Raw genomic sequence first — 22,905 nt, 5'->3', positions numbered from 1 at the left:
GACGGCCGCTCCTCATTGATTAAATGTCCGGTTATTTGATCTGCAATAATTCATCCATGGTAAACGCTTTCTGGCGTCCGGGATTTGCGTCCCGCGTTCTACGTATATCCTGTTCCGTTAGGGGCGCAGCCTTATTGTACCAGGACTGGCGAATGTAGCTCAGGAGCTGGGCAATGTCTGCATCCGTAAATTCCCTGTTGTTGCCAATGGCAGGCATATCACCGGATATCTCGGGATAGGTTTTGCCGCTTACCCTGATGGGGCCTCCCAGGCCAAAGAGCACGATGGAGCTGAGTTTGCGGGGGTCGCCATTCACCCAATCGGAACCATTGAGGGGAGGTGCCAGGGCGTGAATACCGTTACCATCGCCACCATGGCAGGTTTGGCACACGGTGTTGAAGATCTGTGCACCACGGGGGAATTGTTTTGCCAGCGCTTTGTTCTTCTCTGCCAGCTTTGCTTCTGCCGCTTTTTTAATGGCACCTTGCAGGCGGCGGTAGAAGACCGCGTTGGTATCGCGTTTCATGGCGCGGTACCCCTCCGCCCACTGTTGTTCTTTATCTTTTGCGTTGCTGATCAGCGCGTCTGACAGGTATACATCATTGGTCCCCACCATGGATAATGCAGCGGAGAGCTTACCAGCTTCCGGGTTATTGCCAAAGGCAGGAAGATCCAGGGCAATGGGCACACCGAGATGAGGATAGCTACCCGCCAAGTGGCCCAGTACAGCAAGGATAGCCGTACTGTTTGATGCATTTACCACCGCCGGTAAAACTGCCAGGGCCTGGACCTGGCGCTGCTCATTGCGTGCGTCTTGCAGCAGGGGTTCCACATCGTTCCAGGCCAGTGCATGCAGGCCTTCCAGCGCCCAGAGCGCGTGGATCCAGGCATTGCCGGTACTGTCTGCCAGTATTTGTTTCAGCTGCGGCACCAGTTCCTGCAGCTGGCGGTCCACGATCTGTTGCTGGGCCATATCACGGCGCCAGCCGTTATTGCTGTGCAGGGCTGCCAGCAGGCTGTCTGGCGAGGTATTGAGCGGTTGTATGAGCGGATGGCTGCCGGCACGCACTATGCGGTAAATACGGCCGCAGTTCAGGGGCTTGGTCAGCTCCCGTTTGCGGATCTCCCCTTTCAAGTAATCCGTGAGGTAAGTTTTATGCTGGATAATGCCGCGGTACATATCCACTACATACAGGGCCCCTTCCGGGCCGGTATACAGGTTCACCGGGCGGAAGCGCTCATCATCACTGGCCAGGAATTCCTTGCCATCGTAGGCCTGGTGGCCTTTTACCTTGAAAGCGCTGTCTGGGTTCAGGATGTTACGTTTCACCAGGTTGCCTGCGGGCTCTGCCACGAAGATATTGTTTTCAAAAGCGGCGCCCAGGGCAGGACTGCGGAATACTACCGGGCCACAGGCGGCAGTAAATTCGCGCAGGCGGCCTTCGCTGTCCAGGGTTTCCTTTACATAGCCCCGGTTTACGCCCGTGTGGTGCAGCGGGTACACTTTGCTATTGCTGACGATGGTTTCATCAAAGCCCCTCACCCGTTGCTGGTGCGGGTTGCCGGCACCCAGGCCCGGTGCAAAGTAATCACCCAGTACATTGGCAGAGTTATTATTGTAGAACAGGCGCCCGTAATTGTCCTGGGAAATGCCCCACTGGCCGCGAAAATGCGTATCGCTGATCATCCAGCGGCCGTGGTCATAGCGGTAACGCTTGCTGGACTTGGCACTGTAGATACAGTTGTCCATCGCCCTTACCAGGCCGTTAGGCTGGTGCTCCACGTTGCCGCCGTAGGCGTAGGCACTGTCTACCAGCGTGCGTTTCCCGGGGTGGTCATGATCGTTCTCAATGAACCACAATTTTGGGGGCTCCGCCACCAGTACGCCATTGCCTACCAGGCATACGGCGCGGGGCAGCACCAGGCTGTCCAGGAAGATCTTGCGGGTGTCCATGCGGCCATCGTGGTTGCTGTCTGACAGGATCACGATCTTGCCGTTCATATCGGCTTCGCCGGTACCCAGGGTATCGGGCATATAGCTGGTCATTTCCACTACCCAGGCGCGACCGCTGGCATCAAAGCTCATGGCCACAGGCGCCACTACCAGGGGCTCAGATGCTACAAGTTGTACCTGGAGGGGATCCTCCACCTGCAGGTGGGAAAGGGAGGTCTGCGCGTCCAGGGACGGTGGTGGCGTATTGTCCGTATCTACTGAAGATTTGCCAGGGTGACAGGCAAAAAATGCACATATGACGGCTGCCGTCAGTAATAAGCGATGGTTCATGCGTTGGTTCCTAATGGGCAACAAATTAATAAGTGATCGCGAGCAATCAAACATTGGCAGTAAATTAATCGCGGATGCATTCAGAATCAATATGATATTAAATTATTTACCATATTAACAAGCATTAACATCTCGCCACTTATGCGTACCTTACATTTGTAGCATGGCCCCCGGCACAGGTTTTGCCTTTATACCCTCACTAAACGATAAGAATTATGACGCAATTAACTCCTGGCGAATGTTATCGGATCGGCTCTGGCGCTATCTCCTGGCTGAAAGAAAAATTGGGAAATCTGGATTTTATTGTGAAAGTGGTTGCGGTAGATCACGACAAGGACCGGACAGCTTTTAAATTACAACGCATTGTAGGCGTGCTGGATGAAAATCCACAGGCGCTTGGCACGGTGAAATATTTTGTGGAAGGTCCGCTGGTGAAAGTGCAGGGTGCACCGGAAACAGAAGGTGCGGCAAACTTCCGCCATGAATCGCGCTTTTTGAATTGGGTAAATGAGGGGTTGGTAACACGTTACCGGACGCCGAAATTTGCCGAGAACTGATCATACTCCGGACGATTTTTTAGGGAGGCGCTCTTCGATTGAAGGGGGCCTTTTTTGTTAAGCTAATGGTCTTAATCCTGTGCCTGACAATTAACGAAACAATGTATCAATTCGTCATCACTGTCCCTTATAATAGATCTCATAAGTTTGCAGAGAAAGGGTATCCTTGTCACCCAGCTTTACCTTCGTGATCGCATTGCAGGAGCCAGGGCTTGATGCTACATAATCCGTTTGAGTAGCGTTATTTACAATCCGCCGGTGATAAATATAAAAAGGCATCATCAGGTCATGCATATCACCATAGGTATCGATAACTTTCACACACGTAGTTGGCGTAGGAAAAATAAAAGGATATTTGTGTAAGGCTTCATCGGTTTCTTCGAATATAGGCTTCGTGCCATCCGGGTTCACAATATAAAATGGCAGCGCATACTGCAATAAGATGGTAGGCCCATTTATTTTAACACCTATTCTCCCATCGCCATCTGAAGCACTAGCGGAATCTTTACTAAGAAAAACAAAACTTGCTGCCAGCTTCATCACAGAATCAGGTATGAAGTAATTTTCCGCCCACTTATTGAAGTTGGAGATAGTGGTAGCGTCTTTGATCTCTCCGTTCTTTGTAATTAGACGCGCCTTATTTTTTATCTTTATGGAAGTGGCTATCATGGTTACCGGGTAATTGACCGGCGGGATTATGTCGTCCTTTTTACAGGCAACGAAAAGGCTGGCCAAAGCCAGGCAACAGGCTAACTGCTTCATTTTAATGTTGGTCTTGTTTCGATTAGGGTTACAGTTCTAGTTGATTTTATAAATAGAATTGCAATATAACAATACTTATGTATAAATACCTATGCATAGTTGGCTCACTCCATCCCCACCGTCTCCTTAAACCCCGGCACCACCCGATGCCCCGTAGCCTGCTCATACGCATACGCCAGCGTGATCACCGCCCCCTCCTGCCAGGCCCCCGCAAAAAACGACAACCCCACCGGCAATCCTAACACCTGCCCCATCGGCACCGTCACATGCGGGTACCCCGCAATCGCCGCCGGCCCTGAAAAATCATATTCCGTATTGGCATCTCCATGAACCGGGTCAATACAGCAAGACGGCCCAAACGTTACCCCGCACAAAGCATCCAGTTGCTGCTGCTGCAAAAGGTCATCAATCGCCTTCCGTGCCACGCTTAAATTACCGCTATGCGCCGCCACATATTCCGGCGTTTGCAGATCCCCCTTTACGTTACTCGTCTCCAAAATCTCCTGCTGGAAATATGGCATCGCCTTATCAGCATGTTCTTTGTTAAACGCGATCACGTCCGCCAAGTTCTTCACACCCGCATTAGCAGTGGATAAATATTTGTTCAATCCATCCTTAAACTCATATTCCAGTACCTTAAATTCATGCTCTCCCAAAGGGTTTATACGGGAAGCCAGGTCCACCTCCACCACCGTAGCCCCTTGCGCACGTAGCACATCCAGCGCCTGCGCCACCAATACATCCACCCGCTCATGCCGCTTCAATTGTGATTTTTCAAAGCCGATGCGTTTACCCCGCAGCCCCTTTGCATTCAGGAACTTCGTATAGTCGTGTTGTATATGCCCCTCACTCAGCGTACTGGCCGCGTCCTGCGGGTCTATACCAGTGAGCGCGGTGAGTAAAATAGCCGCATCCGTAACGGTGCGTGCCATAGGACCAGCGGTATCCTGCGTAGCAGAAATCGGAATGATTCCGCTCCTGCTCAGCAACCCCACCGTAGGTTTTATGCCCACAATACCACAGGCAGACGACGGGCACACAATGGAACCATCTGTTTCCGTACCAATGGCCACTACACAGAGGTTGGCAGCCACAGCCACCGCCGAGCCGGAGCTGGAGCCACACGGGTTCCGGTCCAGCACATAAGGGCTGCGCGTTTGCCCGCCCCGGCTGCTCCATCCACTGATGGAACGGGTGGAACGGAAGTTGGCCCATTCACTCAGGTTCGTCTTGCCCAGTAACACCGCCCCTGCCTTGCGCAATTGCTGCACAATAAAGGCATCCTTCCCGGCCCGGTGCTCCGCCAGCGCCAGGGAACCTGCACTGGTAACCATTTTATCGCCTGTATCAATATTGTCCTTGATCAGCACCGGCACCCCATGCAGCGGGCCCCTCACGTTACCTGCAGCACGTTCCTGGTCCAGCGCAGCAGCTATTTCCAACGCATCGGGGTTCAACGCGATCACCGCCCGCAATTGCGGGCCTCCCTGGTCTATTTCCTGGATACGGCGTATATACATTTCCGTTATACTGCGACTGGTCTGGGCGCCACCTTTCATTTGCTGCTGCAACTGGTCTATCGTGGCTTCATTAAGGGAAAAATCTTTGACAACAGGTCCAGAAGCGGCAGCAGCGAGAGAAAGACCCCCAAGGGCTGGAAGCCCCAGCAGGGAGCCGCTTTTAAGGAAATGACGCCTGTTCATGGGTGGTAGATTTTGGTAGTAACGTGAATATAAAAAAAGGAGCGCACATTCCGTACGCTCCTCCCTATCTCAAAATTTCTTTTCTTTAATTACTCAAACTCCGGAAATCCACCGGCACCAGCTTACTCACACCTGGCTCCTGCATCGTCACGCCATAGATCACATCCACAGCAGCCATCGTCTGCTTGTTATGCGTTACAATGATGAACTGCGAGTTATCGGAGAACTTGCGGATCATGTTGGTGAACTTGCCCACGTTGGCATCATCCAGCGGGGCATCCACTTCGTCCAGGATACAGAACGGCGCGGGTTTGATGAGGTAGATCGCGAAGAGCAGGGCCGTTGCGGTGAGTGTCTTCTCCCCACCGGAAAGCTGTGTAATGGCTGCCGGCCGCTTGCCTTTGGGCTTTGCAATGATCTCAATGCCGGTATCGGCCAGGTTGGCCGGATCGCTGAGGATCATGTCACACTGGTCTTCTTCTGTAAAGAGGGCCTTGAACACGCGGATAAAGTTTTCTTTCACCTGGTTAAAGGTATCCAGGAACTTCTGGTTGGCCGTGGTCTCCACTTCCTGGATAGTGGTCATCAGTGATTCCTTGGCGCTCACCAGGTCCTGCTTCTGCTCCAGGATAAATTCATAGCGCTTCTTCATTTCCTGGTAAGCCTCAATGGCCGTGGGGTTGATCTCGCCCATGTTCTCCATACGTTTCTTCAACCGTTCTGCACTGATCTGCAGTTCTTCCATGGTGTCATTGGTCTTGCGCAGTTCATCCAGCACTTCTTCCAGGTTCACTTTAAATTCCACGCTGAGGCGCTCTTTCATGGAGGCCAGTTGCAGCTTCAGTTCATTCACTTTGTCTTTCAGCACCGCCAGTTTCTGTTCCAGGTCTGCGCGGCTGCGTTGTTTGGCGCGCAGGGCGGTTTCCCGCTCGGCCAGGGTGTTCCGGAAGTTGTAGTATTCCTGGTCTTTTTCGTTCACGGCTTTACCGTCCTCCTCGCGCTGGCGGAACATTTCCACCAGGCCGTCTTCTGCGTGAGCCAGCTTTTCTTCCGCGGCGGCAATGTTGGCGGCCGCGTCTTCCAGCTGGGCTTTATTGTTAGTGATCTGCGTGTGCAGGTCACTGAGTTGGTTGCGTTTAAATTGCAGTTCCTGTTTCAGGCCCTGCACCTTGCTCTGCTGGCGGGTATGCTGCAGGTTCTGGTTGTTGAACTGCACGTTCGCCTGGTTAAACTGGCTTTCTGCTTCCTGTGCGGCACGGTCGGCAGCTACAATGCTGTCGTGCAGGGTGTGCACGCGGTCATTGAGCACTTCCAGTTCATCACGTACAGTGGAAATGCTTTCCTGGTTATCATCCAGGGATTGCTGCAGGTCTGCCAGGCGTTTGTCGCCCTGCTCCACCAGGTGATGGAAGTTCTCAATGCGGTTCTGCAGGCCAAAGAGCTGGTTGTTCAGCTGGTTGATCCTTTCACGGCTCTGGTTGATGTTGGTTTCATTCAGCTGGCTGTTGAAACCCAGTACTGCGTTGTGTTTTTCCTGGATCTGCTCTTTCAGTTTGGTAACGGTATCTGTCAGCGTTCTGATCTCTGCTTCCAGCTTTTCCAGGTTTTTGGCGCGGCCCAGTTTCTTGCCTTCAAACAAGCCTACGGAGCCACCGCTCAGGCTATATTTACCACGATAGATGCGGCCACTTTTTTCGGTGATCAGCACATCATTGTCCGGCAGTTGGGAGTAATCAATGGCAGTGGCATCGTCGGTGATGAACACCTTGCCCAGCAGGTAATTGCCCAGGCCTTTGTATTTCTCTTCTATCTCCACCACATCCAGTGCAGGAATGGTATTGGGCGGGGTAAATAAAGCCCCGGCCTGGTGGTGGAACTGGTCCAGGATAAAGAAATTGGCCTTGCCTTTTTTGTTGGCGTCCAGCAGCTGGATGGCCTGCACGGCTTCGGCGGTATTGTTTACCACGTAGTAGTTCAGGTAAGGCTCCAGCAGGTTTTCCACGCAGGTCCGGTATTCTTCCTTACAGAAAAAGATATCGCTCAGGATGGGGGCCTTGTTGTTCCAGTCTGTATTTTTCTTGAGGAACTTGATGCTTTCCGGGTAGCCTTCCAGGCTGTCTACCAGCGATTTTAAAAGATCGTACTCGTTTTTCTTGGCATCCAGTGCACGGTTTTCGTTCACCAGTTTTTCACGCAGGCCTTCCATTTCAGACTGGGTGGAGAGGATCTTGCCCTTGGTCTCTTCGTGAAAGGCGATCATCTCTTCCAGGTCTGCCCTGGCATCCTGCACGGTGAGTTGCAGGCTTTCTTTTTCGTCCTGCAGTTGTGCGATCTGCGTTTGGCGCTGCGTCTTTTCTTCCTGCAACTGCTGGATAGTGCGCACCAGGTTTTGCACGGAAGTATCGGCTACGGCCACTTTCTTCTCGGCTTCAAACTGCTGGCGTTGCCATTGCTGCTGGTCTTTCCGCAGGCTTTCCAGGGCCAGTTTTTTCTGGTTGAATTGTTCCCTGCGTTCTTCCACCAGGTCTTTCAGCGTTTCCACACCGTCCATCATGGTTTCAAACACTTCCTCTTCTTCCTCGCTCTGGCGCTGGGTAAAGCTGATGCTTTCCGTAAGGCCCTGCAGTTGGGTATCGGCATTGGCCAGGAAAGTGGTCAGGCTTTTTTCCCGCTCCCGCAGGTAGGTAAGCTGCTGGGTGGCCAGGTTCTTATCGTTTTCGCGGGTGCGAATATTGGATACCAGCTCATTGTACGCTTTCTGCATTTCCTGCAGTTCGCGCTCCTTGGCCACAAAGTGCAGCTTGTCGTTTTCCACGGCTGCTTCTTCGGTGGCTATTTCCGCATCCATGGCCAGTTTCTTGTCCAGCTCCTGTTGCTGCTCGTCCTGCAGGTCTTTGAAGGTGATATTAAAGCCTTCCAGGGCGGCTTTGGCCAGTTCTATGCTTACTTCGCGGTATTCTTTTTTTACCTCGTAGTAACGCTCTGCCTTGCGGGCCTGGCTTTCCAGGGTTTTGAGGTTATTGTTGATCTCAAACAGCAGGTCGTCAATACGGTTCAGGTCGCCTTCGGTGGCGTCCAGCTTGGACTTGGCTTCCTTTTTACGGGTTTTGTAAATGGAAATGCCGGCAGCCTGCTCCAGCATGCGGCGGCGGCTGTTTTCCTTGTCGCGGATGATATCATCCACCATGCCCAGCTCAATGATGGCGTAGGAGTCTGTACTCACGCCGGTGTCCATGAACAGGTTGTGGATGTCCTTGAGGCGGCAGGCTACGTCATTCAACCGGTATTCACTGTCGCCGTTCTTGTAAAATTTACGGGTAATGGTAACGGTGGTAAACTCCGTTGGCAGTACATTCTTATTGTTCTCAAAGGTCAGGCTCACCTCCGCCATGCCGCTGGAGGAGCGGGTCTTGGAGCCGTTGAACACCAGGCCGGACTGGTTTTCCGAACGCAGGTTACTGATCTTGTGCTCCCCGATCACCCAGCGGATAGAGTCAATGATATTGCTCTTTCCGCATCCGTTGGGCCCGATAACCCCCGTGATCCCCTCATCGAAATTCAGCACGGTTTTGTCGGCAAAGCTCTTAAACCCTTTTATTTCTAATGTTTTTAAACGCACGTATTACTCCCGGTTTTTTAGAGGTGTCAAAGATATAGTATTCGGAAAAGGTAATTTAATGGGCTTATCATTAATAATGACATTATTTTATACACACCTGTGGAGAAAAACTGGGAGCCGTGGGGCTAGGGGGTTGATTTTCTGATCCGTATAACAAATTTCTATAATTTTGGCCCATGCACAGCGAGCGGATCCTACGCGACATTAAGCGTTTCATTTTCAGTTATCATTTCAGCAACGGGCTGCGCATGACCATTGGCGTGGTGCTCCCCTCGGTGGTTTTCTATTACCTGGGGCGCCTGGATATTGGCATTGCCCTCTCTACCGGCGCGCTCTGTACCGGCATTTCGGACGTACCGGGCACCGCCGTCCACAAGCGAAACGGGCTGCTTATCAGCACCGCCCTCAATACCGTGGTAGCCCTGGGCACGGGCCTGGCCATCCCCTACCTTTTCCTTTCCATTCCCTGGATTGTGCTGGTATGCTTCTTTTGCGGCATGCTGCTCGTGTACGGCAACCGGGGCGGCAATATCGGCATTGGCGGTCTGCTGGTGATGGTGCTGGTCATCGGCGAGCCCCCGGCCAGCATTGGGGAAGTACTCCTGTTTGCCAGCCTGGTACTGGCGGGCTGCCTCTGGTACGATTTCCTGGCCCTCCTGCTCTGGCAGGTGCGCCCTTACCTCAATGTACAGCAGGCCCTGGGCAATACCCTCATTGAAACGGCCTACTACCTGGACCTCCGGGCCAATTTTTACCTGCCGGGGGTCAATGTACAGGAAAATTTCACTGCCGTGCTGGCCCAGCAGGTCAAGGTGAATGAACAGACAGAGTCCGTGCGGGAACTACTCCTGAAACGGCGCGCCGACCAGCAGGGCACCACCTCCATCAATAAAAGCCTCGTCATGATCTTCCTGGAAGCTGTGGACCTGCAGGAGCAGATCATGACCTCCCACATTGATTATGAAGAGCTGCACCGCATTTTTAAGGACGATGCCGTGCTGGGCCCCTTCCGCCACCTCATTTACCTTTTTTCAGAAGAACTTAAAAATATAGGCCTGGCCATTAGCGCGGGCCTGCGTTCCAAGCCGGAGCACAACCTGCAGCGCGAGCTGGAAAAGGTGAAAGTGCTGGTAGCAGACTATCGGAAAAGCCGGCCCAGCTTCCAGGAAAGAACAGAGCTGCTGGCCCTTAACAGCATTATACAAACCCTGGAGGAAATGGCCGTGCGCTACCACTACCTGCACCGCCTTTCCCGCCTGGATGCGGAAAAACAGAACAATATTGATCCCAACCTGGACATTTCCAGGTTTGTGACCCGCCAGCGCTATGACGTGGAAGTGTTTGTAAACAACCTCAGCTTCCGGTCCAATAACTTCCGCCACGCCGTTCGCCTCAGCCTGGCCACCATCACGGGTTTCCTGCTGGGGCAGATCCCTTTCCTGGGCCTGCACCGCGTGTACTGGATCCTGCTTACCATCGTGGTGATCCTGAAGCCGGGCTTTAGCGTTACCAAGACCAAGAGCACCCAGCGCCTCATTGGCACCGTGGCAGGCGCCTTGTTTGCCCTGGGCCTGCTGCACTTTGTACATGTGCCCGCGGTGATCTTTGCCATGATGCTGGTTTGCATCCTGGGGGCTTATAGCTTTACTACTTACAACTACACCATCAGCGTTTTCTTTACCACCCCGTTTGTGATCTTCCTGCTGCATTTCCTGCATCCGAAAGACATTGAAAACGTGACCCAGCGCGTACTGGACACGTTCATAGGCGGCACCATCTCCTTCCTGGCCAGCCACCTGCTGTGGCCCAGCTGGGAGTACAAGTACCTGCCGGAATACATGCTGAAAATGATCCGGGCTAACAGCCGTTACTTTGGCCAGACCATGAAACTTTACACCGGGGCGCCTTTCAACGTCACCGAGTTTAAGCTGGCCCGCAAAGAAGCGCATGTGAATACGGCCAACCTGATGGCCGCCTTCCAGCGCATGCTCTCTGAGCCCAAGCGCCGGCAGAAAAATGGCAGCCAGGTATATCATTTCGTGGTGCTCAATCACACGCTCACTTCACACATTGCCACCCTGGCCAATATGGGCCTGCAACACCCACTGCAATATCCCCGCCCGGAGTATGGCCCCATCAGTGATTCCCTCTGTGCGTTCATGGACTACCTTACCCAGCGCATGGCCGCCATTGAAATGGCCGTGAATAGTGGCAATCCCATTGCCCCTGTGCCGGAGTTTGACATAGCGCCCAAAGCATTTGCCCCGCTGGATGCGCACCTGGAACAACTATTACAGGCGCGTCAAAAGGAGATCGATGAAAAGAGCTCCCCTTCACAGGTACGCAAAGAACTGGTGGAAGTAAAACATGTGCACGACCAGCTGCATCTTATTCACTCGCTGCTGCGGGATATGTTACGTGCCGTTAACGAGCGGGAGGAATAATAAAAAGGGCCGCATCATGTTGACACAGCCCTGAAACACTTATCTGTAAAGGATTTTACGCCTCTTCTTCTATTATAATAAACTGGTCGGTGATGGGAATGATGTGCTCCAGCAGCACATCAAAAAACGCCGGTCCATACTGCGCGTAATAAGGAATTAAATTTTCCTTGCGTTCCTGGAGACTGCCTGCGGGAAACAGCTTGCTCTTCAACGTTTGGATGCTTTCCGTTTGCCATGCAAATTTCTTCTTTTCTGCCTTCAGGAATTTGTGTTCCAGCTTGCCGATGGACTTGCCCGCTTTCTTAAACTCCGCCGCTACACTGGCTACCAGCGTTACATCAATGGCGCGGGCCTTTTCTGCCAGTTCGTCAAACAGCTTTTCAATCGCATCGTATTCTGTTTTTAATACCAACCCGGCATTGGTATGTTTTTCCACGTAGGCATCTACCAGCTCCAGTGTATCCTGGAAAAGATCGGTGCTTTGCAGTTCCAGCTTTTCCAGCCGCTTACGCGCGTTGTTATCCACCCACAGGAAAGAATTGCGCAGCAACAACAAAGGATACGGCACTTTATAATGCTCAAACAAGGATTTTAATTCCAGCCAGTAGGCAATTTCGCCCCCACCGCCTATGAAGGCCAGGTTGGGCAGAATGGTTTCCTGGAACATGCCGCGCAGGATCACGTTAGGACTGAAGCGTTCGGGATGCGCTTCCAGTTCGGCCAGCAGTTCGGCTTCTGTAAAATCAAATTCCGTATTCAGTACAGACCAGCGGTTGCCTTCTTTTACAATGCGTTCCCGCTTATCGTCAAGGAGGTAAAACAGGTTGATCTCCCGGGGATTGGCCTGCACTTTATAATGCTGGCCCAGTTGCTCCATGGTTTTGGTCACCAGCTTGTAGGACGTTTGCTGCAGCAACTCTTCCTTCATCACCGGGATATACAGGCGTTTCAATGCAGGGCTGTCTGGCACCAGTACCACCAGGCCGTAGCGGCCAAAGAGCTCGTTCACCAGGTACAGGGTAGCCTCCTGGATGTTGGCCCCGGGCCGGTAGGCGTTGGCGAGTAATGCCAGCAGGGTTTCTCCGTGTGGCAGGAATCCAATACTGTTGGCAATCTGCTCCAGCATGGGCTCCAGCCCTTCCGTGTGCATGCGGCCCACGGCCCCATGCTGCTGGGTGTTCCAGGTAAGCGTTTTACCATCCAGGTAAATGCTGCCCAGTTCATCCAGGTCGGCATCTTCACTGCCCATGTAGTATACAGGCACAAAATTGTATTGCGGGTACTGTTGTTTAAGATCCTGCGCCAGTTTCACGGCCTGGAGGATCTTGTAGGCAAAGTACAGGTAGCCGGTGAAGAGGTTGGGCTGGTGCGCGGTGCACACCGTAAAGGTACCGGGTGATTGCAGGTGGGCTATATTGGCCTGCACGGCATCGTGCAGGGTGAGGCCTTCGTATTGCTGCTGCAGGGCCTGCACCAGCACGGGGCGGTCTACCGGCACCTGTTTGCGCGCGGCGATCACCTTTTCAAAATCGGCCTGCAAGGGAGCGTAAGCATAGAAAGGGCTGACCTGTGGATGGGCAGCGAGGAAATCCAGGACCAGCTGACTAAAATAACCCGTCTGCTGGTAAGGCAAATGCCGGACGAAATAGCTCATAATTCCTACGTACGAAAAATAAATCAAGGGCGAAGGTAGGGAAAAATAGCCCGGGCGGGGAGAGAATATCTTTTTTGATAGTTCATTCCTGGATGGCTGGTGGTTAATGGGTAAGGGATGCTTTTACATGATAAAGTCAGGATGGTGTTTGGGGAATGACGACATCCGGGGCATTTTGGAGGATGTTTTGCTATGGATCCTATCCGGTGATCATCGCCTTTAACGGCATTTTGGAGGAGGTTTTGCTATGAAACCCGGAACCTGGAAATTATAACAGCCCATGAAAATAGGAATTTTAGCACCCGTGGCCTGGCGCACCCCGCCCCGGCATTACGGCCCCTGGGAACAGATGGCGTCTAACCTGGCGGAGGGCCTCACAGCCCGGGGACATGATGTTACACTATTCGCCACCGGCGATTCAATCACATCAGGGCACCTGGAAGCCGTAGTGCCGGCGGGGTATGCAGAAGATCCGCAGGCAGATGCCAAGGTGGTGGAATGCCTGCATATCGGGCATTTTATGGAACAGGCGGAACGTTTTGAGGTATTGCATAACCATTTTGATTTTTTGCCCCTTACTTATTCGCGGCTGATCCATACACCGATGGTCACTACCATTCACGGGTTTTCTTCACAGCGTATCATCCCGGTGTACCAGCGCTATAATGACCGTTGCCACTATGTTTCCATCAGCAATGCAGACCGTAGCCCGTTGCTGCACTATGCGGCCACGGTGTATAACGGTGTACGTACAGAAGATTTTCAATTTAACCCGGAGCCCCAGGACTATTTGCTGTATTATGGCCGCATCCACCCGGATAAGGGCACGCTGGATGCGATACAGATAGCGCTGGGAACCTTGAACCGGCTGCTGATTGCGGGCATTGTGCAGGATGAAGCGTATTTTAATGAAAAGTTGAAACCTTACATTGATGGGGAACAGATCGTTTTCCTGGGGGCTGTGGGTGGGGCCCGGCGCAGTGAGTTATTAGGGAATGCAAAGGCGTTGCTGCATCCCATTCATTTTGAGGAGCCGTTTGGGCTGAGCGTAGCGGAGGCCATGTTGTGTGGTACGCCGGTGATTGCATATAAGCGGGGGGCTATGCCGGAGCTGATCCTGCATGGGAAGACAGGCTTTCTTGTGGAGGACCTGCAGGGGGCTAAGGATGCGGTGTTGTTATTGAAGGAAGTGCGGCGGAGCGATTGCAACGAGCACGCCTATGCGCGGTTCAGTGTGGAGCGGATGGTGAGTGGGTATGAGGAGGTATATGGGCGGATAATGTAAAGGCATTCTTTAAACGCCTGGTATAATGTTATAGTTCCTGAAGAAAATCCTTATCCTTATAGCTGTTCTCAATTTACAGGCATTTCAGCCAAAGACAATAATCCCCATTCGGGGTGTGTCCCTTTTTTGCATACCGGTTCAACTACAACAAATACCAATTCGGCTACTTTTCATCGGGCGGCAATTAAGAATTTTGTACTTGAAATTTAAGTCTGCCTGGAAAACAATTTAAAAAAGAAGTTATGCAAAAAAGAAAATTAGGAAATAACGGGTTAGAAGTTTCCGCACTGGGCTTTGGTTGTATGAGTTTAAACTTTTTGGACGGTAAAGGAATTGAGAAAAAGGAAGCAATAGCACTACTGCGCAGCGCCGTTGAAAGAGGCGTCACATTTTTTGATACCGCAGAAGCCTATGGGCCTTATACCAACGAAGAAATTGTGGGCGAGGCACTTCAGCCATTCCGTAAAGACGTGGTCATCGCAACAAAATTTGGTTGTAAAAACGCTACCGCAGTAGCAGGTTTAGACAGCAGGCCTGAAACCATCAGAGCTGTAGCCGAAGCATCTTTAAAAAGATTAAAAACCGATCACATTGATTTGCTTTACCAGCACAGGGTTGACCCTGATGTTCCGATAGAAGATGTGGCAGGAACCGTAAAAGACCTGATACAAGAAGGCAAAGTAAAATATTTCGGCTTATCAGAAGCGGGTGTAAAAACTATTCGTAAGGCACATTCAATTCTTCCTGTAGCAGCACTGCAAAGTGAATACTCTTTATTTTGGCGTGAGCCCGAAGCGGAGATCATACCAACACTAGAAGAGTTAGGGATTGGCTTTGTTCCTTTCAGTCCTTTGGGCAAGGGCTTCCTCACAGGTACTATAAAGACAAAATTAGCGGATATTGACCGCAGAAATATCCTGCCCCGTTTCAGCGAAGAAAACATACAAGCCAATCAGGTTCTGGTGGACGCACTTTCTGAAATTGCCAAACAAAAAAACATTACATTGGGGCAATTAGCATTGGCCTGGCTCCTGGCTCAAAAACCGTTCATTTCGCCCATACCCGCCACCACCAAATTGCATCGTCTGGAAGAAAACATTAGCAGCATAAATGTTGTATTAACAGCCGATGAGCTTGCAAAAATCAACACCACGGTAAATGCGATCCCACTTGTGGGCGACCGTTATCCCGAAGTCCTGGCAAAGCAAATAGATAGATAATAAAGCAAAACAAGGTGTGAGCATGCAAAATATTACAGGAAAAGTAGTAGCCGTTACGGGCGCAAGCAGTGGCATGGGAAAAGCAATTGCCATTGCATTAGCAAAGAACGGAGCAAAAGTTGTTCTGGGCGCAAGACGAACAGAACAATTACAACAACTGGTTGAAGAGATCAAAAGTAAAGGCGGCGAAGCCACCTTTATCACAATTGATGTAAAGAACAAGGCCGATTTAGTCCGGCTGGTAAATACGGCCGTTGAACAATACGGGAAATTAGATGTCATTGTAAACAACGCAGGTGTCAGTCAATTAAGCCGGATTGATGAACTGGATATTGACGGCTGGGAAGAAATGATCGACATCAACCTCAAAGGCGTTTTGTATGGAATGGCGGCTGCAATCCCGGTTTTCAAACAACAACAATCGGGTCATATTGTCAATATCATCTCTACCGCAGGCATAAAGATTGTGCCAATGCAAGGCGTTTATGCAGGAACCAAAAATGCCATTCGCACTATTGCAGAAGCGTTTCGGCAAGAGGCAGACGGAAGCATACGGATTACAGGAATTTCGCCCGGGTTTGTAAAAACGGACTTTGCGAACAACATAAAGAACAAGGAAATGAAAACTGCCATTCAGCAAGGTATGGAGCAAATTGCCATAGATCCCATTGCAATAGCCAACGCCGTAATTTATGCAATAAGCCAGCCCCAGGATGTTGAAATTGGCGACATTGTTATTCGTCCGTCAAAACAAAACTGATTAAATCCGTAACCGGGAAAATGCAACGGCCATCTAACATACATCATATTCAAAGTATATCTCAACTGGTGCGAATATTGGGGCTTCCTGCCCCATTGCACCCGTTGATTGCATTGCTCGATTACAACAATATTCCGATTGAGATGTTTCCAAAAGGGGAAAAAATAAGTCTTGATTTTTATAAAATTTCCTTTAAGCCCACATTTAAAGGACAAATAAAATACGGACAAGGATATTACGATTTTGAAGAGGGCGGACTAGCATTTTTGAAGCCTAAACAAGTCGTCATTCCACCAGAAGATACAGAAAATTATGAAGGGGCTGTTTTGTATTTTCATCCCGATTTTATACGAAATTACCCGTTAGGGAACACAATAAATCAATACGGATTTTTCTCCTACAATGTTTCAGAAGCCTTATTCTTATCGGCAAAAGAAAAGGAAATTATAGCCGGTTTATTTGCTTCAATAGCCAATGAATTGAACACCAATATCGACAAATTCAGCCAGGACGTTTTGGTTTCTCAAATAGAATTACTGCTGAATTACAGCAATCGTTTTTACGATAGACAATTCATTACAAGGAAGGCGGTCAACCACGATATCTTAACTTCCCTGGACAAGCTCTTAAGCGACTATTTTGAAAAAGAAAACAGTTTGAAAGATGGCTTGCCGTCCGTTAAATATGTCAGCACGCAGTTAAACCTGTCACAACGCTATTTAAGCGACATGCTGCGTTCATTAACAGGATTGAATACACAACAATATATCCAGAGCGCAATCATAGAAAAAGCGAAAGAAAAATTATCTACGACCAATTTATCTGTTTCGGAAATTGCTTACGAACTGGGGTTTGAGCACCCGCAGTCTTTCAGCAAACTTTTCAAAACCAAAACGCAATTTTCGCCATTGGAATACAGGCAGTCGTTTAACTAACAATCAACGGATAAGGGATGACATAGTCACACTCCGTCCTCCTTAATCTTCTCCAGTAAATTCTGCAGGTTCACCGTAGCAAACGAAGACGCATAATCCGACAACCCATAAGGGATGATCAGTTCATCATTGTGCACCATGCTTCCGCATGAATACAGCACGTTCGGCACATACCCTTCCCGCTCATCCTTATTCGGGATCAGCAACGGCTCCCGTAAACGCCCTATCTCAATGGTCGGGTCATCCAGGTCCAGCAAACTGGCGCCAATGCAGTAGGTCCGCATAGGCCCTACGCCATGCGTGATCATCAGCCACCCTTCCGGTGTTTCAATGGGGCTGCCGCAATTCCCGATCTGCACAAACTCCCACGGGTGCTTCGGCGTTTGCAGGATCTGCGGGTTTTCCCAGATTGTAATACGGTCGGAGTACATGATGTAATTATTGAACCCATCTATACGCGAGATCATTGCATACTTGCCATTGATCTTGCGGGGAAACAATGCCAGGTTCTTGTTCTGCGCGCCTTCTCCATACAGCGGCATGATCTTGAAGTTGTAGAAATCGCGGGTCATCATCAGCTTGGGCTGGATGGTGATGCCGTCAAACGCCGTGTAGGTGGCGTAATATTTTACATCCCCGTCTTCACTGGTGTACTTCACAAAACGCGCATCTTCTATCCCCCGGCTTTCTGCTTCGGAATAAGGGAAAATCACGCGGTCGGAAATATCGGTATCGAGGGAGAAATTTAATTCATAGTACGCATCTGCCAGCCAGAGCAGGCGTTCCAGGGATTTCTTCAGCAAGTGGTCTTCCTGGTAGCGCTGCTGCATGTCGCGGATGGCCCGCTTTAATGCTACGTAATCAAATTTTTCTTCCAGGGTGTCCTGCACTTCCTGCATCACGCTGTCCGGTAGTTTGATGGATACGGCGTTCTGGAAAAAACTGCTTTTCTGGTATTCCGCGTTGCGGATAATTTCTGCTTCATCCACGTAGTTGCCGGCAGGCACCAGGTCTATCTGGTTATTCTTGTTGATAATGCCACGGCGGAAGGCAATGGAAGAAATATGGCCTTCGCCCACGGCGCGGAAACTCAGGATCACCCGCTTCTCCCCTTCTTCCAGGCCGCTCTGGTCCACGTCTTCGATGAGGGAGGGGTTAAAAAAAGCAGCAGATTCTATGGAATATTCATTGGTGAAGTAAGAGCCTATGAGCAGCCGCCTTTTCAGGTCCATGGTGTCATAATTGATCTCCAGGGCATGGAAGAGCACCTTCAGCTTGTCTGCATGTCTTTCAAAAACACGGGTAATATTGCGGTGGCGTTTGGAAAACTCGCGCAGGATGGGGGTGATCACAATGTCTATTTCCTGTTCCGACATAGACACCACCCGCTGGATGATGGCTTTTGCGCGGGCTTCGCCGTTAAAGAAAAAACGGGCTACTACGCGTTTCAGGTCTGGTGATATCCGGTTTGAGTGTCGCTCAATTGACAATCGCATAACTTCGGGTTTTATAGCAAAGCAACAGGCCATGGAACATAGCTCCATGGCCTGTTTCCGGGAAGTCTATTTTAGTTCAAAGCCATCCGGCAGGAAGGCGCCTTTCTTGATCACCACGATGCCTTCCTTGATCGTATATTTCTCAAAATCGCCATCGGCCAGGTGGGGGCCGCCCAGGATCTTCACATCGTTGCCAATGCTGCAATTCTTGTCGATGATGGTATTATTGATCTCACAACGTTCGCCAATACCCACCAGCGGCTTGCCGGCTGCAATGGAGCGGTTGATCTCGTCCAGCGTCTGGTAAAAATCATTCCCCATGATATAGCTGTTGGAGATCTCCGTATCCTTGCCTATGCGGGCACGGATGCCCACCACGCAGCGTTCCAATTTCTTTGCCAGAATGATGGAACCTTCTGCGATCACCGTTTTATTCAGGGTAGTACCGCTGATCTTGGCCGGGGGGAGCATGCGGGCACGGGAAAAGATGGTATGGGTAGCGTCAAACAGGTTAAAGCGGGGCACGTCATCGGTAAGCTCCAGGTTGGCCTCAAAGAAAGCAGGAATGTTACCAATGTCGGTCCAGTAGCCTTCGTATTGATAGCTTACCACTTTGTGTGTGGAAATGGCATCCGGGATGATCTCTTTCCCAAAGTCCGTAGCATTGGCCTGCCGGGTCATCAGTTCATTAAAAAGGGTATCGCGGTTGAAGATGTAAATACCCATGGAAGCCAGGTACACGCGGCCTTCTGCCTTCATTTCCGGGCTCACTTCGCTCTCCCAGCCATTGCGGGCATCGCCCTTTGGCTTTTCAATGAAGGAGGTGATATAGTTATTGGCGTCCGTTTTCATGATCCCGAAATCGCTGGCATCCTTGGCATTTACCGGGATGGTGGCAATAGAGATCTGTGCTTCACTTTCAATATGGTGCTGCAGCATATCGCGGAAGTCCATCTGGTACAGCTGGTCACCGGAGAGGATGAGGATGTATTCAAAATCGTAGTTCTCAATATGGTGCAGGCACTGGCGTACGGCGTCGGCGGTACCCTGGTACCAGGTAGGGTTGTCTGGTGTCTGTTCTGCCGCCAGGATATCCACAAATGCCTTACTGAAGTGGCTGAAGTGGTAAGTGTTCTTGATATGCTTGTTGAGTGAGGCAGAGTTGTATTGGGTCAATACAAAAATGCGGTTCATGTCGGCATTCAGGCAGTTGGAGATAGGGATGTCCACCAGGCGATATTTACCGGCCACGGATACAGCGGGCTTGGAGCGGCTGCGGGTCAGGGGAAACAGGCGGGTACCGGCTCCACCACCCAGGATGAGAGAAATTACGGCATTTGACATAACGAACTATTTTAAAGAGTTATAGAGATCCAGGTATTGCTGGGCGGATCTGTCCCAGGAGTGATCGATCAGCATGTTATTCTTTCGCATTTTCTGGTGCATCTTGTCATCTGCATACAGATCAAGCGCCCTGCCAATGGCATGCGTTACGTCGTGCGAGCTGGCATGCAGGAAGCGCACGCCGTTGCCGTCCTTGTCGCCAAAGTCCGTTACTGTGTCGCGCAGCCCGCCGGTGGCCCTCACAATGGGAATGGTCCCGTAACGCAGGGCATACATCTGGTTCAGGCCACAAGGCTCCACCCGGGAGGGCATCAGGAGAAAATCGCTACCCGCGTAGATCTGGTGCGAGAGCGCTTCGTTATAGCCGATAAATAATTTGAAACCTTCGGGGTTCAATGCCAGGGTTTGTTCCAGCATCCACTCAATATGCGGGTCTCCACTACCCAACACGAGGAAATTAAGCCTGTCTTCCAGCTCATACAAAGAGCGGCCCACCACATCGGGCAGCAGGTCTGCGCCCTTATCGGCTACCAGGCGGCCTATGAAGGAGAACAGGGGCAACTTGGGGTCCAGGTTAAACTTTTCGCAAAGGGCCAGCTTGTTGGCTTCCTTACCCTTGGTCACGCTGGCCGCCTTATAATTGGCCGTGATCATGGGGTCCGTAGCGGGGTCCCATACCTGGGTGTCTATCCCGTTGAGAATGCCGGAAGTTTTGCCTTTTTCATAATTCAGCAGGTCCTCCAGGCCATTGGCATCGGAGTACAATTCCCGCATGTAGCCGGGCGATACGGTGGTCACCTTCCAGGCGTTCTTAATGGCGGCCGCCAGGGGATTAATGGCATTGTTCCACCCGATCAGGCCTCCCTTTGCCGGGTCGAAGGCTGGCAGGCGGTGCATCTGGTCCCATCCAAACTGGCCCTGGTACTGGGCATTGTGGATAGTGAGCACCGTGGGGATGCCGCTGATGCGGTGGTATTTGTAAGCGTGTTTAATTAAAAAGGGAATGAGGCCGGTGTGGTGATCATGGCAATGGATCACGTCCGGCACATGGGCCCAGTCATTGATCCAGTCCAGCACCGCTATCTGGAAAGCCAGGAAACGCTCTGTGTCGTTCCAGGCACCGTACACCCGGGCGGAGTTAAAGAGGTCGGGGATCTCTACCAGGTACAGGTCAAAGCCCAGTTCATTGGAGGATTCCTTTAAAACATTGAAGTGATACCATTGCTGGCCTACCCAGACGCCGGACTGGTGTACCTGTTCAAAATCGTGGGTTTCCACAAAGCGGGTACGGTAAGCGGGGAGTACAACCTTGGCAATGGAACCGGCTTGCTGCTGGTATTTGGGCAGGGCGCCCACTACATCACCCAACCCACCTACTTTGGCTACCGGGTAACATTCTGCGCTGACGTGAATTATTTCCATGCTATATAAATAAAAATTGAATGCTGGTGGTCTTGTAAGCGTGCCGGAAGAAGCAACGGGACATTTACATACGGTTCATAAAAGTTAAGATGGAAAACACACAAATCAAAGTGCCTGCCAAAAAGAACGGGTAAAAAAGGTATTAAGTATGCAGTAGTCTGAGCAAGTATTATGCGCAAGGGCCCGTCATCGCTCCGTTTGAGCGTTCCTGCTTTCCAGGTGTACGTTTTATAGTGGTGGCGCGGCAGGTTAGCTTATATTTGTAAAGGTAATGGCTTTGGAAATAAATGTAAGGCTTTAAGTGGTATGTAAATAGTATAAAAGGTGTTGTACAAATTACACTAAGCCACCGCCCCCCACCCCCGCAGCCTGGTTTTAAGCCCAAAGTACGTTACCCCTGGCACGGCAGGCATGGTACCTCATATACCTGCGCCATGCCCGGCTCTTCATACCTGATACTTCATACAATCTTAAACCCATGGAATTTGGCCGCGTACCGGAAGAAACACTGAACGACATTGATTTTAAACTGCCGGCAGAACCGGCGTTCAACAAGGCCGTGCTGAAAGGCAAGCCCGTAAAGAAACCCAAGCTGTACCTGGGCTGCGCCAAATGGGGGCGCAAGGAATGGCTGGGCAAGATCTACCCGCCCAAGACCAAGGAAGCCCAGTTCCTGGACCATTACGTGGAGCATTACAACAGCATTGAGCTCAATGCCACCCATTATAAAACCTATGGCCCGGAAGAAATTAAAAAATGGGCGGATAAGGCCAAGGGAAAGAATTTCGTTTTCTGCCCCAAGGTGCCCCAGAGCATCAGCCATTACAGCACGCTGATAAATACGGGCCCGCAAACAGATGCCTTCCTGGAAGGGGTCATGGCCTTTGGCAAGCACCTGGGCCCTATCTTCCTCCAGCTGAGCGACCGGTTTTCGCCCAACCGGCGGGATAACCTCTTCAAATACCTGGAATCCCTTCCCAAAGACCTGAGCTGGTTTGTAGAAGTGCGCCACCCGGACTGGTACACTGATGAGGCCATCCGCCGCGAATATTTTGACACCCTCCGCAAACTCAATACCGGCGCCATCATCACAGACGCCGCCGGCCGCCGGGACTGCCTGCACATGGAGCTCACCGTGCCCCGCACCTTCATCCGCTACGTGGGCAACAGCCTCCATCCCACGGACTATACCCGGGTGGACGACTGGGTGAACCGCATCCACTACTGGCTGCAACAAGGCCTGCAGGAGCTGTACTTCTTCATGCACATGCACAACGAGGCCTACTCCCCGGAACTGACCGTTTACCTCGTGGACAAACTGCAACCATTTGTGGAGGTGGAACTGCTGAAGCCAAAGTTTGTGAGCGAGGGCGGGAATACATTGTTTTAGGGGTGCGGTGGAGATCTGCTTTGACATTCC

General features: G+C 51.2%; 15 protein-coding genes. 7 read left to right on the top strand and 8 right to left on the bottom strand.

Annotated elements, in window-relative coordinates; translation table 11 throughout:
- Positions 1-31: 31 nt before the first annotated feature.
- A complete protein-coding gene (locus DCC81_RS15730) occupies positions 32-2,284 on the bottom strand; it encodes a DUF7133 domain-containing protein (RefSeq protein WP_165806606.1) in 2,253 nt (750 codons plus the stop codon).
- Between the two features lie 215 nt (positions 2,285-2,499).
- On the opposite strand from DCC81_RS15730, the gene DCC81_RS15725 reads away from it, so the two are divergent.
- The gene (locus tag DCC81_RS15725) at positions 2,500-2,841 is read left to right on the top strand and encodes a hypothetical protein (RefSeq protein ID WP_108687553.1); all 342 of its coding nucleotides are present in this window, start codon (positions 2,500-2,502) and stop codon (positions 2,839-2,841) included.
- Positions 2,842-2,958: 117 nt separating this feature from the next.
- Here DCC81_RS15725 and DCC81_RS15720 read toward each other — a convergent pair whose 3' ends face one another.
- The 3 genes from DCC81_RS15720 to smc form a co-directional block, all read right to left on the bottom strand.
- A complete protein-coding gene (locus DCC81_RS15720; protein WP_108687552.1) occupies positions 2,959-3,603 on the bottom strand; it encodes a hypothetical protein in 645 nt (214 codons plus the stop codon).
- Between the two features lie 104 nt (positions 3,604-3,707).
- Positions 3,708-5,306 carry an amidase gene (locus DCC81_RS15715; protein WP_108687551.1) on the bottom strand — a complete coding sequence of 533 codons (1,599 nt, stop codon included), beginning with the start codon at positions 5,304-5,306 and terminating at the stop codon, positions 3,708-3,710.
- A gap of 85 nt (positions 5,307-5,391) precedes the next feature.
- Positions 5,392-8,925 carry a chromosome segregation protein SMC gene (smc, locus tag DCC81_RS15710; protein WP_108687550.1) on the bottom strand — a complete coding sequence of 1,178 codons (3,534 nt, stop codon included), beginning with the start codon at positions 8,923-8,925 and terminating at the stop codon, positions 5,392-5,394.
- Positions 8,926-9,101: 176 nt separating this feature from the next.
- Between smc and DCC81_RS15705 the strand changes: the two genes are divergently transcribed.
- On the top strand, positions 9,102-11,369 hold the full coding sequence (locus tag DCC81_RS15705) for an FUSC family protein (RefSeq protein ID WP_108687549.1): 2,268 nt from the start codon (positions 9,102-9,104) through the stop codon (positions 11,367-11,369).
- A 55-nt stretch (positions 11,370-11,424) separates the two neighbouring features.
- Here the strand turns inward: DCC81_RS15705 and bshC are convergent, their stop codons facing one another.
- Positions 11,425-13,023, bottom strand: a complete 1,599-nt coding sequence (gene bshC / locus DCC81_RS15700; RefSeq protein ID WP_108687548.1) for a bacillithiol biosynthesis cysteine-adding enzyme BshC — start codon at positions 13,021-13,023, stop codon at positions 11,425-11,427.
- A gap of 280 nt (positions 13,024-13,303) precedes the next feature.
- Between bshC and DCC81_RS15695 the strand changes: the two genes are divergently transcribed.
- The 4 genes from DCC81_RS15695 (at position 13,304) to DCC81_RS15680 (ending at position 17,223) form a co-directional block, all read left to right on the top strand.
- Positions 13,304-14,308 (top strand): glycosyltransferase family 4 protein, encoded by a 1,005-nt coding sequence (locus DCC81_RS15695; protein ID WP_108687547.1) that lies wholly within the window; start codon positions 13,304-13,306, stop codon positions 14,306-14,308.
- Positions 14,309-14,550: 242 nt separating this feature from the next.
- Complete coding sequence (locus DCC81_RS15690) at positions 14,551-15,528, top strand: aldo/keto reductase (RefSeq protein WP_108687546.1); 978 nt, start codon at positions 14,551-14,553, stop codon at positions 15,526-15,528.
- 22 nt (positions 15,529-15,550) lie between these two features.
- Positions 15,551-16,288 carry an SDR family oxidoreductase gene (locus DCC81_RS15685; RefSeq protein ID WP_108687545.1) on the top strand — a complete coding sequence of 246 codons (738 nt, stop codon included), beginning with the start codon at positions 15,551-15,553 and terminating at the stop codon, positions 16,286-16,288.
- A 20-nt stretch (positions 16,289-16,308) separates the two neighbouring features.
- Entirely contained in the window at positions 16,309-17,223 is a 915-nt protein-coding gene (locus DCC81_RS15680) for a helix-turn-helix domain-containing protein (protein ID WP_108687544.1), read from the top strand.
- A gap of 26 nt (positions 17,224-17,249) precedes the next feature.
- Here the strand turns inward: DCC81_RS15680 and DCC81_RS15675 are convergent, their stop codons facing one another.
- The 3 genes from DCC81_RS15675 to DCC81_RS15665 form a co-directional block, all read right to left on the bottom strand.
- Positions 17,250-18,719, bottom strand: a complete 1,470-nt coding sequence (locus DCC81_RS15675) for a glycoside hydrolase family 130 protein (RefSeq protein WP_108687543.1) — start codon at positions 18,717-18,719, stop codon at positions 17,250-17,252.
- 66 nt (positions 18,720-18,785) lie between these two features.
- Entirely contained in the window at positions 18,786-20,063 is a 1,278-nt protein-coding gene (locus DCC81_RS15670; protein ID WP_108687542.1) for a glucose-1-phosphate adenylyltransferase, read from the bottom strand.
- 6 nt (positions 20,064-20,069) lie between these two features.
- On the bottom strand, positions 20,070-21,485 hold the full coding sequence (locus DCC81_RS15665) for a glycogen synthase (RefSeq protein WP_108687541.1): 1,416 nt from the start codon (positions 21,483-21,485) through the stop codon (positions 20,070-20,072).
- 478 nt (positions 21,486-21,963) lie between these two features.
- Here DCC81_RS15665 and DCC81_RS15660 point away from each other — a divergent pair, with 478 nt between their 5' ends.
- The gene (locus tag DCC81_RS15660; protein ID WP_108687540.1) at positions 21,964-22,875 is read left to right on the top strand and encodes a DUF72 domain-containing protein; all 912 of its coding nucleotides are present in this window, start codon (positions 21,964-21,966) and stop codon (positions 22,873-22,875) included.
- Positions 22,876-22,905 lie beyond the last annotated feature (30 nt).

Source organism: Chitinophaga parva (assembly GCF_003071345.1).
In the GTDB taxonomy this organism is placed as follows: Bacteria; Bacteroidota; Bacteroidia; order Chitinophagales; family Chitinophagaceae; genus Chitinophaga; species Chitinophaga parva.
This window is presented reverse-complemented; position numbering and strand designations above follow the sequence as displayed.